The following is a 13,679-nucleotide window of genomic DNA, read 5'->3' as shown; positions in this document are numbered from 1 at the left end:
ACGCGCATGGCTATCCACCGCACCCACACCGGCATCGTCCCACAGGAGCTGGTCAAACGGATCCCGATGAGTGACCACCAGAGGCGTCTGGTGTTCATGACCGGTTCCCTGCTCCTGGACTATCCGGAGGAGGATTTCGTCGACAAGCTCACCGCCGTCGAGGAGCAGCTCGACCAGCTGCCCCTGCCGGTGGCGACCCAGGTGGTCGAGTTCGTCGATCACGCCCGGGTCCGGGGTCTGCGCTGGCTGCAGGAACACTACGTGGAGACCTTCGATCAGCGTCGCAGGTGTTCCCTGTTCCTCACCTACTACGCCGTCGGGGACACCCGCCAGCGTGGTACCGCGATCCTGGCATTCCGGGACACACTCCGGGCGCTGGGGTTCGACATCGAACGTGATGAACTGCCCGATCATCTCTGTGTGGTCCTGGAGGCCGCTGCCCTGGCGGAGCCGGAGCTTTTCGACGACGCCACCGAGGTCCTCGCCGCCCACCGCGACGGCATCGAGGTGCTGCGTTCCGCCCTGGACAACCTCGACTCCCCCTACCGTCACCTGGTCATCGCACTGTGTCAGGCACTACCCCAGATCGATCAGGAGACCGCCGACAGTTATCTCGAACTGATCCGCACGGGTCCCCCCGCGGAGATGGTCGGACTCGGCACGCCACTTCCCTTCCCGACATCACAACCGGACAACTAAAGGAACCGTGAGAACATGTCCAACTTTGAGACCTTCCTCTGGGTGGCCTTCCCCTGGCTGTGCATCGCCGCCTTCATCATCGGTATCTCCTGGCGCTGGCGCACCGACCAGTTCGGATGGACCACGCACTCCTCCCAGATCTACGAATCCAAACTGCTGCGCCTCAGTTCCCCCCTATTCCACTGGGGCATGGTCTTCGTGGTCATCGGCCACCTCATGGGCCTGGCCATCCCGAAGAGCTGGACCGCGGCGGTGGGGATCTCCGATGCCGCGTACCACCTCATCGCCACCATCCCGGGCACCATCGCCGGTGTCGCCGTCATCCTCGGACTCATCGGCCTGCTCTACCGCAGGATCGCCAACCGCACCGTCTTCCTGTCCACCTCCAAATCGGACAAGGTGATGTACCTCCTGCTCGGAGCGGCGATCCTGTCGGGTTTCATCGCCACCGTGTCCACGCAGGTCTTCGGTGGCCCACACGGTTATGACTACCGCGAGACCATCTCCCCCTGGTTGCGCCAGCTGTTGATCTTCAACGCCCAGCCGGAACTCATGGCGGATGTCCCCTGGGAGTTCAAGGTCCACGTGGTGGCCGGATTCACCCTCATCGCCGTGTGGCCGTTCACCCGCCTGGTGCACGCCTTCTCCGCACCGGTCGGTTACACCACCCGCCCATACGTGGTCTACCGTTCCCGCGACATCACAGCACGCCCGGTACGACACGATTCCGGGTGGGACCCGGTGCGCTCCGTCAAGGCACAACACGATGACGAGGCACGCTGGCACGGCGCCTGAGTAGAATCTCACTCCCCGGACCACAGCATTAGTCAGGGTGTTTCAGTAGTAAATATGTTAAGGTTCTTGGCATAATTACTGCGGACGCTTCCCTATCTGTCGGTCAACGGATAACCCGTTGCCCGGCAGCCCGCACCACCCCTCCTGCACCTTGAGAGATGATTGCTGTGAATGAGAATCCTGCACCGCAGGCCGCCACCGAGCTTTTCACCGAGTCCTACCGGCTCAGCCCGAAGCAGCGGGAGGTACTCACGGTGCTGCAGGGCTTCCCGGAAGGTGCCCGGGCGATCGAGGTTGCCAAGGCCCTGGACATGCACGTCAACACCGCCCGGGGCCACCTCGAGGAACTGGTCGCCCAGGATGCCGTGCGGGTGGTCACCGCCCCCGCCAAGGGCCGGGGTCGACCCTCGCTCATCTTCCAGACCCGGGTGCCTGACAATCGTGCTGTGGCGCAGGAGTACATCACCCTCATCGAGCTGATGGCCTCCCTCCTGGGGGCCTCCGACGAGGATGTTTTCCAGGACCCCGCCCTGCACGCCAAGGCCAAGGCGGTGGGTGCCCAGTGGGCTGCCATCATGGGATCCAACGCATCCGGATGGGAGACACTGGAGACGGCCATGGCCCCGATGCTCGCCCGCCTGCGCGCCATGGGTTTTGATCCCACCACCGAAAACGCCCAGCCAACCGAGGACCCCGAACCAGCCGTGCCACCGGCAGATACCTCCGGGGATGTCTCCATCCACCTCAACAGCTGCCCCTTCATCGTCGACGGCAAACGTCCCTCATCATTTGTCTGCGCCGTGCACGAGGGCTTCATCGAGGAGAGTCTGCGCACCCCGGACAAGATCTTCCTGGAGCTCAAGCCCTTCAATGCACCCGGTACCTGTGAGGTCCGCGTCACCCAGGAGCGTTGATCCTCCCCTCTTCCCCGAACACAACAAGGCTGCCCGTTACTTTGATGGTATCCCCGATAATGGGGATAGTCGCTGGGCCCGGTATGGCTTAATTGCCCTGTAGTTCACATGATCCGGGGGGTGTTGCCGCCGGGCTACCAGGACATCCGTTGACTGCTGATAGGGACACGGACGACCTCTCAAGGTTCAGTTCTCTTTGTAACGTGGGTGCCAGCATCGGATGTCAAGACACCAGCGACGCAGTTTGACCGTCACTGTTGCTACGACACCACGAGGAGGCCGGCTATGACCACCGGCACCATCGACGTCACCATCGGACTCGACGTCGGTAAAACCGCCCACCACGCCTGCGCCATGACCCCTGCAGGCGAGATCATCTACGACAAACCCCTGCCCCAAGACGAAAACCAACTCCGGAAAGTCTTCACCGAACTCCAGACCCATGGCACCGTCCTGGTGGTTGTCGATCAACCCAACACCATCGGTGCCCTGCCCATCGCAGTGGCTAGAGATGCCGGCTGTCTGGTGGGTTACCTGCCCGGATTAGCGATGCGCAAGGCCGCTGATCTTTATCCAGGGCGGTCTAAAACCGACCGTCGGGACGCCTTCATCATCGCCGATACCGCACGGACCATGCCACACACTCTGCGGGCAGTAGACCGGGATAACGAAATCCTGTCGGCGTTGAAGATGCTATCCGGATTCGATGATGACATCGCCAAGGATTGCACTCGCACGATTAACCGACTGCGCAGCGTGCTCACCCAGATCTACCCCAGCTTCGAACGAGCCCTGGCTGGCGACATCATCACCAGGCCCTTGGTCCTGGACATGCTCATCCACTACGGCGGACCGACGAAGATGAAGAAGGCCGGTTACCACCGGGTTTTAGCCTGGATGAGTAAACGCGCCAAGAAGGATCCCACCACACTCGTGGATGCGATCTTTGATGGTCTGAAAGCCCAGACCGTAACAGTGCCTGGCACGACAGCTGCGGAAATCGTCATCCCGCAGTTGGCTACCAACATCAAAGCCTTGCTGGAACAACGCAAGACCATCGCGGAACAAGTCGAGGAGCTACTCGAAGAATTCCCTCTTCACCAGGTCTTGATGTCCATGCCGGGAGTTGGCATCAAGACCGCAGCCAACATCCTCCTGGCCGTCGGTGACTGTTCTGACTTCCGGTCCGCCGGCCACCTGGCTGCCTATGCGGGGATCGCCCCGGTGACCCGAAGGTCCGGCACATCCATTCGAGGTGAATTCCCGGCTAGATCAGGTAACAAAAGACTCAAGAATGCGTTGTTCTACTCGGCATTCGCATCAATCCGGTTCCACGAGCCGTCGAAGACCTACTATGAACGAAAACGGGCTGAGGGCAAGCGCCACAATGCTGCGATCATGTGCCTGGCCAGGCGGCGGTGCAATGTCATCTACGCGATGTTGACCCGAGCTGAATTCTTCCGGGAGGTTCCTGCCAGGGCGGCTGCCTAATTCCGAGTCAGTACGATCAGCTGATCAACAATGAACACACTGACCAGCCGATCAACCATGCCCACACTCAGGAATGAGCACTTACCCCCGAAGCTGTTTCTTGAGTACAGGGCCTGACTCTTGACAAAAACATAGGGACACCCCCCTTCATAGGGGGCAGCCTTGTTGTATCAGGTCGACGCTTGTCTATTCGTGGACGACCTCAATGCGCACGGGGTCGGCGACCTCGAGTTCGATCACCCTCAGACCGGCTTCACGGGCATCGTCGAGGATCTTGTCCGACACCGGTTCGGTGGAAAGCACCATCACGGTCGGTCCGGCACCGGAGAGGTAGGCCGCATAACCACGGTTGCGCAGACGGTTGACCCACTCCGCGGTCACCGGGAGCACATCGGCACGATACGGCTGGTGCAGACGGTCACGGGTACCCTCCCACAGCAGATCAGGGCGCTGCTGCAGGGCGACGATCATCACGGCGACGCGGGAGACGTTGAAGCGGGCATCGATGTGGGTGACATCCGATGGCAGGACGCGGCGCACGGCCTCGGTGGACGCGTGGAAATCCGGTACCAGTGCCGTGGCGCGGATGCCCTCATGCACATCGAGTCCCACCGCGCTGTACTCCGGCTGACTCTTGCCGTCGACGGGCAGATTGGTCCAGGAGACCACCGCCCCACCGAGAACGGAGGCCGCTGCATTGTCGGGGTGCCCCTCGAATGCGGAGGCCAGCTGGACCACCTGCTCCTGGGTCAGGGGGAAACCCGCCAGACCGTTGGCTGCCGCGACACCCGCGACGGCCGCCGCCGCGGAGGAACCGAGCCCGCGGGACTGCGGGATGTTGTTGTGACAGACCACGCGCAGCCCGGGCACCTCGGCGTCAGCGGTCTTGAGTCCGGACCTGATGGCCTTGACCACCAGATGCGATCCGTCGAGGGGGACCTCACCCTGTCCCTCACCAAACACCTCGACCTCGAGGCCGGACTGGATGATCTCCACCTCGACGGTGTCATACACCGACAGTGCCAGACCGAGAGTGTCGAAGCCGGGGCCGAGGTTCGCGGAGGATCCGGGAACCGTGACTGTGACCTTGCGGCCCACATTCAGTTCGATCGCCATGGTTTGCTGCTAGCCCCTTTCGAGACGGATAACGCTGTTGATGGACTTCACCGCCGGGTGGTCCTTGAGTGCTTCAACGGTAGCAGCCAGGGAGTTCTCACGGGCCTGGTGGGTCACCACGATCAGACGGGCACCCTCACCGCTCTCCTCCTGGCGGATGGTGCGCAGGGAGATACCACGGTCGGCGAAGAGCTGTGCCAGATCGGCGAGCACGCCGACGCGGTCCTCGACCTCCATGTCCACGTGGTAGCGGGTGGGGGTCTCACCGTAATCGGCTATCGGCAGGTTGGCGTAGGTGGACTCGCCCGGCGCACGCCCACCGTGGACCTTGTTGCGGGCGGCACCGACGACGTCGCCAAGCACAGCCGACGCGGTGGGTGCGCCACCGGCACCGTTGCCGTAGAACATCAGGCGCCCGGCGGCCTCCGCCTCGACGAAGATGGCGTTGAAGGACTTGTTGACCGCGGCGAGCGGATGGCTGCGTGGGATCAGGGTGGGATGCACTCCGACGGAGATGGCGGTCTCGCCGTTGCTGTCGGTGATCTTCTCGCAGATGGCCAGCAGCTTGATGGTGTGATCGGCCTGCTTGGCGGCGCGGATGTCCTCCGCGCTGATGTTGGTGATGCCCTCGCAGTAGACATCATCGGAGGTGACCCGGGTGTGGAAGGCCAGGGAGGCGAGGATGGCGGCCTTGGAGGCGGCATCATGACCCTCGACGTCGGCGGTGGGATCCGCCTCCGCGTATCCGAGGCGGGTGGCCTCGGCGAGGGATTCGTCATAACCGGCACCGCTGGAGTCCATGGCGTCGAGGATGAAGTTGGTGGTGCCGTTGACGATGCCCATGACGGACTGGATCTGGTCACCGGCCAGCGAACGGCGCAGCGGGCCGACCACGGGGATGGCGGCTGCGACGGCGGCCTCGAAGTAGAGATCGACGTTGGCCTCATCGGCGGCGTCGGCAAGCTCGGCGGCGTGGGCCGCGACGAGGGCCTTGTTCGCGGTGACCACGGACTTGCCGGCCTTCAGCGCCGCGAGCACCACCTTGCGTGGGTAGTCGATGCCACCGATAACCTCGACGACGATATCCACATCATCGCGCTTGACCAGCGAGAAGGCATCATCGGTGAGCAGCTCGTCCGGCACACCCGGGCGCGGCTTGCTCTTATCTGACACCGCGACACCACGGATCTGAAGGGGACCACCGATACGGTGCTCGAGCTCATCGGCGTATTCGGTCATCAGACGCATAACCTCCGAGCCGACGGTGCCGTAACCAAGAAGGGCGATACCGACTGGTGAGCCGATTCCCTTACCGGGGTTGAAGCTGGGGGCAGGTGCTGAGGTCATGATTCTCCCAAATAATCGTGGCGGTGCCTGGTGTTCGTTCTCTCCCTGGTCAGCCTACATGGCCGCCCGAGGGTGGAAGTCTACCAGGCCACTATAGACCAAGCTGTTCATTTTCTCCGGGTATGTGGACTGTTTCATTCGGAACCCACGCTGATACGACATCCCCTACCCCCAGAGGGTTTAAACCACGCACCGAAGTAACCTCCTGTATACTTTCATTGCTTAGTAGCAGAAGCGGTACCACTATCTCCCCTCTTCCCTGACATACAGGAGTCCATCTTGAAGATTTCCACCCTGGGCCTGAGCATCGCCGCCACCGCGGCGATCACACTCGGCAGCATCACCACCCCCGCCTCCGCACTCGTGGCAACCACCACAACTGGGGATTGGGGATGGCCCACCTGCACCCTCGAACTGAACAACGCTGAGGTGAACTTCTACCAGAGCTCTCTCCAGACGGCGCAGGACACCCTCACAGCTGACTTCAAGAAGCTCGTTCCCACCGCATCTGCTGATATTGACCTTCTCGTCGATTTCGTCGAGGAGAAGGGTAACGGAATCAATGCCCTGCCAGACGAGGAACTGGATCGCTACAATCAGACCATAGAGCGCGTCTTGGCAGCCGGTGAGGCCGCCGGGCTGAAAAACCAGATTCCAGACTCGGGCGAATCCGTGAATGAGGCGGAAAACCTCCTCCACCTTCTCCTGTTCATCACGAGTTTCAAATCGTTCGGTGGCTATTTCATCCACGCTGAACAGACCCCCGGAGGGGTCACAGCGGTTCTGCCTGTGCCCCACTTCCACAACGGAACTTGGCTCATCTCCAGTCTCGCCAGCGTCGATGAGAGCCCAACAGTATCTCCCGCAACAGCCGCCATCGGCAAGGCATTCAGGACCCTGCTGCCCCTCAACGCAGCCATGACACCCGCCCTGCAGAGCTGTGTCGACGGTGTCGGAGGGACCTTCACCCCGGATCTGCCCGGTGTCACTCCCCGCCCGGACACGGATGAGACCACCACTCCCCCAGCAACAACACCCACGGGTGGAAGCTCGTTCGGAAGCAGCTAGCTCAATACCAGGCGGAGCCTGAGCGCTCGTGTTCAGGCTCCGCATACACCATCTGCCCAGATATACCCTTCCCTCCGCCCACACAGAGAGTAGGATGACTACTACTCCCGTTGGATCGGGGTTGCCCTACCACTGCTTAAAACCCCGGACAGCCGAAGGCCTCTACATTCACCCCCTTCTAAGGATGTCCCCATGAATATTCGTCCGTTCGCATCGGTTGTCGCAGCAGCCGCCCTACTGAGCACATCGGTCCTTGTGACACCCGCTGCCACCGCGGCCACGGTCACGCGCTCCGGTGTCACCTGCACCATCACCTTCACCCAGCAGGATTTTGACGATTTCCGCACCCACTTCGCCAGTTATGACGACTCGGTGGCCAGTCGCCTCAGCGCAGCGGTCCCCGGGCAGGAGGACGAGATCGCACTGATCACCGGTGAAATCATCAACGTCATGAGGGAGGGCGGTTCCTACAGCACGGAAGCCAATGCTGCCTGGAGCCGCTATTTCGCCGCTGGACGGGCGCAGGGCTTCACCAACAATGATCTGACGGCCATGATGCTCATGACCGCTACCCCCGCGGCCATGAGCTATCTGTTGCCCACCTTCGAGCAAAGCCTCCTCGGGGTTCATACCCTGACCCCCACCCAGGCCGCGTATATCCGCGATGGCCTCACCTACAGCTTCCCTGTAGTGGAGGAGATCCTCGGGTCGGGCACCTACAATGACATCCCGCTATCCCAGCGCGCCAAGGAGATCGTTGAGCCTGCCCGGGGTGTCCTGCGGGATTTCGAGGAAGGTCTGAAAGAGCCCTATCAGGCTTGTGTCGATGGCAAGACCGGAACATTCCGGATCGGTGCGGATGATATCGACCCGCCCGGTGGTGGAAACGGCAACGGCGGTAACGGGAACGGCAATGGTAATGGCAACGGCGATGGCGGTAACGGCAGCGGTGGGAACGGGAATGGTAACGGCCCCAACCCACCTGCCACCAGTGGTGGTTCCAGTTTCGGAAGTAGCTAGAAAACAGACCCCTCCCGGTGCGGTCCCCCACCTTCCGCAACAGATGGCTCGGGGTTCCGCATCGAGGATTCGGGAAGCAGACCATCCTCCACCGCCCGATGATAGAAATCGATGCGAGTGAGTATCGGCCTTCCGGCAAGGGCGTATTTCACCCGGATGCGGTCGATATAATCACGCACGGTATTGAGTGACAAGCCGGTGATGGTGGCCAGTCTCTTTGCTGGCTCCCCTGATGCGTACAGGAGAAAAATCTGCTACTGCCGTGGGGATAACCGCACACCGGTGGCAGATGCCCCCTCCGATGTCTGGGCGCCGCCCCGGACTGCCGCCGCCACGAGAACCTCCTCCAGATCGCGGGCGCTGCTGGTGGGCTCGATGATCCCCGCCACCCTTTTCATGATGGGGTTGAGGTCAATGTAGGGATCAGACGTGATCCGGAAAAGTACTATTCTCAGCCCCAGGTCCAACAGGCCACAGAGAGCGCCCCGGTGGTTGAGCCCAGTCTGGAGACCTAACAACACCACATCGGCGGCACCCGGGGCATCCCGGATGTGGGTCAGCGCCTCCACCGGAGTCGTGCATGTACCGACACCGATGCACGAGGTGGTTTGCAGAAGCATCTGCCCCATCCCGAGACGCCCCACCTCACGCTCATCCACTGTCAGCACATTTACTTTCATGATTGAAACTCTACGAGATTTCACATGATAAATCCCAGCACTGACAGAAGTTTTCCCAGAGACCACCACGACCTCACCGCGGCCTCACCACGACCTCATTCGCGCGTCTCTCAGCATGCCCCTTATCACATTGCAGGCATCTCCGGTAGACGTCATTACTGCTGGCACCACTTGTAGCACCTTGTCGCACCGCGTTTTTCTGGGGACCCTTGAAGGAGTGGATCATCGCTACGATCCCCCACCAGCCATTGAAGGCCATTGAATCACCCTTAGGAGACATCATGCGTATCCGAAGACTATCTCTCGGAATTCTGGCTACCGCCGGAATTGCTGCCAGCACCCTTCTTGCGCCTCACGCCAATGCCACGGAGCTCACCATCACAGGCGATACCTGTACCGTCACTCTCTCCGCGACGGATAAAGAGCGCATCTTGGCTGCTTATAGCCAATGGAGTGATAATCTCATCGCCGAATTGAAGCGGGAGGTGCCCGCCGCGACATCCGACATCGACAACATCTGGCTAATGTAGACTACTCCGCTCCGCGATCAGCTGAGGCGGAGGCAGCTTTCGCACGTGTCGTCGCTGCGTCCGTCGCGCAGGGATTCTTCAACATCGACGGCAACCCCGAAGCAGAGGAAATCCTCATGGCCGCGCTGATTTACAAGTCAGTGCCTGATATCTTCGGAAACGATTTCACCATCACCCGCAGCGATGTCCCTGTGGACCCGGTGGATCCCACTGACCCTGATCCCGGGGTGGACGCGTCTGAACCCTACAAGCGTGTTCTGCAAAACTCCGTTCCCGATCGCCTGGCAGCCGTGGGTGAGTGGTATGGCGAAGTCTATGCCGCCTGCCGGGATGGTGAACCGGGTACCTACAATATCCGTCTCACCCCCACCGGCGGCGGTGGCGTCGGTGGTGGTAATGGCGGCGGGGGTGGTGGCGGCTTCGGTTCCGGTGGTTCCTCCTTCGGATCCAGCTAAACCCACCCCTGCGGTAATCAGTGATCCCGTGTCCGGCTACCACACCTGGTATCCGGATGCGGGATTTTCCACGTCGGCTGCTCCTGTAACCCCACAACACACCAGTTCCTTTCCGGGGCAGACCGGACAGGGTGGCTATATGCTGACCTGCATCAGCAGATCCAAGCCGCACCGCTTACCGGAGGTTTCCCCACATGCTCCGCTCCACCCCGATCGCCACGTTCTGTATCAGCGCCCTGACCCTGCTCAATGCCTGTGGGTTGGGTTCCACGGGCAGCACGGTGGGGTCATCCGACCCCGGTTCCAGCCCGGGATCATCCGCGCCCATCCCGGTGGAGACGGTGGATGTGGCCACTGATCTCCAGGCACCGTGGTCGGTGACATTCCACGGCTCAACAGCCCTGATCAGTGAGCGGGACACCACCCGCATCCTGGAGGTCACCGCCGAGGGCGGCACCCGGACCGTGACGGAGATCCGGGATGCCCAGCCCGGTGGTGAGGGGGGCCTGCTGGGGTTGGCGGTCCATGAGACCTTCCTCTACACCTACTACACCACCGCGGAAGACAACCGGATCGTCCGCTTCCCGCTCACCGGTGAGCCCGGCGCGCTCAGCGCCGGGGATCCCGAGGTGATCCTCGATTCCATCCCCCGCGCCAACACCCATAACGGCGGACGCATCGCCTTCGACCCCGACGGGATGCTCTACGCCACCACCGGGGATGTCAACCAGCCCGATAATGCCCAGGATGAGACCTCGCTGGCCGGGAAGATCCTGCGCCTTACCCCGGAGGGGTCCATCCCCGCGGACAATCCCATCCCGGGCAGTCCGGTCTACAGCATGGGGCATCGTAATCCGCAGGGTATCGCCTGGGCCGCGGACGGCATAATGTATTCCTCGGAGTTCGGGCAGAGCACCTGGGATGAACTCAACATCATCACCCCCGGCGGTAACTACGGGTGGCCGGTGGTCGAGGGGATCGCCAACCGTGAGGGGTTCATCGATCCGGTCCAGCAGTGGCGTCCCGCGGAGGCCAGCCCCAGCGGCATGACGATCGCCGGGGAGTCCATCTTTGTCGCCAATCTGCGTGGCCAGTCCCTACGGCAGATCCCCCTGGCTGCCCCGGACACCTCCCGGGTGCTCCTCCATGGTGAGTTCGGACGCCTGCGGGATGTGGTCACCGCCCCGGATGACACCCTGCTGGTGCTGACCAACAACACCGACGGCCGTGGCTCCCCCACCCAGGGTGATGACCGGCTGCTGCGCATTGATACCGCTAATCTCCCGGGGATGAGATAGCAGTCTCAGATCCGGATCGTCTCGGAGTCCCCAGTGTCCTGCCGCCGGTGCAGGATGGTGGCGGAGACATCACGCCCGGCGGGCAGCAGGCGGGCCACCACGGTGTCCCCTGCGGTGGCGTGACGGAGCACCCTGGTGAGGGTGTCGTCCACTTCCGTGATGCGCGGGTGGGGCTCGGACCCACGGTGGTGGGTGGTGTGAGTGGTGGAATAGTCGTCGAGAAGCTTCACCCGCACACCACGGAGGCGGGCATCCCAGGTCGCTGCGGAGATCGTCGTCCGGTCGAGGGCGGGTGACCGGATCGAATCGCGGAGTCGTTGTTCCATCAGGTGGGCGGCTACCCGGGTCTCATCGGGGGTGAGGGTGTCGGTGAACAGCATGGTGATGCGGGTGGACAACCAGTCGCGGGCGTCCGCGAGGAATCGTCGGCGGGTCAGTTCGACCGCGGCGGTGGCGGCGTTGGTGCGTCGTTCGGTGATCAGCAGCGGCAGACCGTCCGAGATCCGTTTGACCATCCACGGCAGGATTGATGCGGGGATGAGCACGAGGGAATGAATCCAGGACTCCGCGGGGTTGATGTAGTCCGACTGGAATCCCGCCCAGACGAAGAGTTGTCCGATGATCATGCATCCGATCCATGCGGTCCATCCCGCCAGCGGCCGGTTGCGCATGGCCAGGTAGGCGCTGAGCAGCAGTGCCACCCACGGTGCCCAGAAGAACGGCCAGGTGTCCTCGTCGGTGGTGTTCTCCCCGATCGCCAGCGCGTAGAACGCCCAGATGGAGACACAGGCAGCGATGGTGTAGCGGTCCGGCAGTCGTTCCAGGGGGTGTTGGATCAGACACCACGCCGCCACAGCCGCGGCGATAAGGGACAGCAGCCACAGCACCGGACGGGGATGGTCGTTGGCGGTGGACATCGCGACAAACAGCAGCCACACCACCACCGCGGGGCCGGGGCGGAAGATATCGGAGAAACCCATGGATTCATACACCGACGGCAGGGCATCCATATCGGCGTGCCCATGCGGTTGTGAGCTGTGACGGTCCCACACCGCGTGGATGGTGCCTCCCCCACCCGGTGTGCTGTGTACCTTTGCCGAGGTGCCTGGGGTACGCTCCAGGCGCCCGAGGATGCTGACCCGGATGCCGGCGCGGTCCTCTGAGAGGCTGGTCGGGTCGAATCCGGGGCCGTCGTCGGCAAGCGTCACGCTGAACCGGTCGGGGTGCAGGTCGAAGCTCAACCGGGCTGAGCTGCCGGGGGCGTGCTTTGCGACGTTCGCACCACCCTGCCGCAGGGCGTCCACCAGCGCGGCGACGGTGGTTGCCGGGAGACGTGCATCGGGTATGTCATCCCGATCGAGGATGACGACGGTGTCCGGGTATTCCGCCAGCACGGCCGCGCTGATCTGGTGGACCGCATCGGTGAAGCGCATGTCACCGAGGCTGTCCAGGGTATCGGCCCCGGTGTGGTTGATCCCCCCGATGATGTGCTGCGGATCGGGGCTGAGGGTGCCACGCCAGATGGCGGAGAGCTGGGTCAGCACATGGTCGTGGATGAAGGCGAGGAAACGGGTCTCCAGCTCACCGAGTGTCTCCTGCCGGGCGAGTACCAGCGCATCCCGGTAGGTGTGGGAGGCGGCCAGGTCAATGGTGCGGGTGGTGTTCAGGCCGCGGGACACCACGATCACAAAGGGCACCACGGGAGCCAGGGCGTGGAGCACCTCAACCAGCAGGGCGAAACCGGGTGGGGTGCCCAGGTTCACGGCCGCGGCGACGGACACCGCTGTCAGGGCGGTCAGCACCGCGGGCATCCCGGGCCGCGAGGCCACGAACAACGCCGCGGGCAGGGCCGAGTAATCCCCCAGGCGCAGCGGGGTCAGGGGTGACTCCCCCATGATCACCAGGCAGACTGCATGCACGGCCAACAGGGCGAAGTATGTCAGCGCGGCAACCGCCATGAGTGGTTGATAAGACCGATCCCATTTCATCACACCCGCCAGCAGCAGCAGTGCCGACAGCGCGATCAGGAGGTTCCGGAAGAAGACCACCACCGGATCGGGCGGACTGCCCAATGAGTAGAGGAGCAGCAGCACCCAGGACAGTCCCCCACCGATAGCAATGACGCGCAGCAGGGAAACCGTGGCGGTGCGTAGTTCATGGAACCGTTGCTGTACCTTCCCCGAGAGGTCCCCCTCCGGGGTGGTGGGCCCCGCTGCGAAGAATTCCCCCGGCAGGGAGTCGCTGCTCAACACCTGGGGTGCCATGG

Annotated in this window: 13 protein-coding genes; 9 read left to right on the top strand and 4 right to left on the bottom strand. The window is 62.7% G+C overall.

Features of this window, described 5'->3' with window-relative positions; translation table 11 throughout:
- The first annotated feature begins 6 nt into the window (after window positions 1–6).
- The 4 genes from narJ to CE_RS06485 all read left to right on the top strand — a co-directional run bounded on the left by narJ (window position 7) and on the right by CE_RS06485 (window position 3,899).
- A complete protein-coding gene (gene narJ / locus CE_RS06500; RefSeq protein ID WP_006769255.1) occupies window positions 7–699 on the top strand; it encodes a nitrate reductase molybdenum cofactor assembly chaperone in 693 nt (230 codons plus the stop codon).
- 15 nt (window positions 700–714) lie between these two features.
- Complete coding sequence (gene narI, locus CE_RS06495; protein ID WP_006769254.1) at window positions 715–1,494, top strand: respiratory nitrate reductase subunit gamma; 780 nt, start codon at window positions 715–717, stop codon at window positions 1,492–1,494.
- 167 nt (window positions 1,495–1,661) lie between these two features.
- Window positions 1,662–2,408: a helix-turn-helix transcriptional regulator gene (locus tag CE_RS06490; protein WP_407921245.1), complete on the top strand. Its 747-nt coding sequence runs from the start codon at window positions 1,662–1,664 to the stop codon at window positions 2,406–2,408.
- Window positions 2,409–2,693: 285 nt separating this feature from the next.
- Window positions 2,694–3,899 (top strand): IS110 family transposase, encoded by a 1,206-nt coding sequence (locus CE_RS06485; protein WP_006770548.1) that lies wholly within the window; start codon window positions 2,694–2,696, stop codon window positions 3,897–3,899.
- Window positions 3,900–4,085: 186 nt separating this feature from the next.
- On the opposite strand, the gene thrB is transcribed toward CE_RS06485, so the two are convergent.
- A complete protein-coding gene (thrB, locus tag CE_RS06480; RefSeq protein WP_006769252.1) occupies window positions 4,086–5,015 on the bottom strand; it encodes a homoserine kinase in 930 nt (309 codons plus the stop codon).
- Window positions 5,016–5,024: 9 nt separating this feature from the next.
- Window positions 5,025–6,362: a homoserine dehydrogenase gene (locus CE_RS06475; protein ID WP_011075380.1), complete on the bottom strand. Its 1,338-nt coding sequence runs from the start codon at window positions 6,360–6,362 to the stop codon at window positions 5,025–5,027.
- A 279-nt stretch (window positions 6,363–6,641) separates the two neighbouring features.
- On the opposite strand from CE_RS06475, the gene CE_RS06470 reads away from it, so the two are divergent.
- A complete protein-coding gene (locus tag CE_RS06470) occupies window positions 6,642–7,430 on the top strand; it encodes a hypothetical protein (RefSeq protein WP_006769250.1) in 789 nt (262 codons plus the stop codon).
- 192 nt (window positions 7,431–7,622) lie between these two features.
- On the top strand, window positions 7,623–8,450 hold the full coding sequence (locus CE_RS06465; RefSeq protein WP_006769249.1) for a hypothetical protein: 828 nt from the start codon (window positions 7,623–7,625) through the stop codon (window positions 8,448–8,450).
- A gap of 254 nt (window positions 8,451–8,704) precedes the next feature.
- Here the strand turns inward: CE_RS06465 and CE_RS06460 are convergent, their stop codons facing one another.
- A complete protein-coding gene (locus CE_RS06460) occupies window positions 8,705–9,130 on the bottom strand; it encodes a hypothetical protein (protein ID WP_006769247.1) in 426 nt (141 codons plus the stop codon).
- 209 nt (window positions 9,131–9,339) lie between these two features.
- Between CE_RS06460 and CE_RS06455 the strand changes: the two genes are divergently transcribed.
- The 3 genes from CE_RS06455 to CE_RS06445 all read left to right on the top strand — a co-directional run bounded on the left by CE_RS06455 (window position 9,340) and on the right by CE_RS06445 (window position 11,413).
- Window positions 9,340–9,660, top strand: coding sequence for a hypothetical protein (locus tag CE_RS06455; RefSeq protein ID WP_006769246.1), 321 nt, complete (start codon window positions 9,340–9,342; stop codon window positions 9,658–9,660).
- 116 nt (window positions 9,661–9,776) lie between these two features.
- Window positions 9,777–10,115 carry a hypothetical protein gene (locus CE_RS06450; protein WP_006769245.1) on the top strand — a complete coding sequence of 113 codons (339 nt, stop codon included), beginning with the start codon at window positions 9,777–9,779 and terminating at the stop codon, window positions 10,113–10,115.
- A 332-nt stretch (window positions 10,116–10,447) separates the two neighbouring features.
- Window positions 10,448–11,413 carry a PQQ-dependent sugar dehydrogenase gene (locus CE_RS06445; protein ID WP_006769243.1) on the top strand — a complete coding sequence of 322 codons (966 nt, stop codon included), beginning with the start codon at window positions 10,448–10,450 and terminating at the stop codon, window positions 11,411–11,413.
- 5 nt (window positions 11,414–11,418) lie between these two features.
- Here CE_RS06445 and CE_RS06440 read toward each other — a convergent pair whose 3' ends face one another.
- Window positions 11,419–13,677 (bottom strand): sensor histidine kinase, encoded by a 2,259-nt coding sequence (locus tag CE_RS06440; RefSeq protein WP_006769242.1) that lies wholly within the window; start codon window positions 13,675–13,677, stop codon window positions 11,419–11,421.
- Window positions 13,678–13,679 lie beyond the last annotated feature (2 nt).

This window comes from Corynebacterium efficiens YS-314, from assembly GCF_000011305.1.
Lineage (GTDB): Bacteria > Actinomycetota > Actinomycetes > Mycobacteriales > Mycobacteriaceae > Corynebacterium > Corynebacterium efficiens.
Note: the sequence above shows the minus strand (reverse complement) of the source record. Positions and strands in the feature narration are given on the sequence as shown.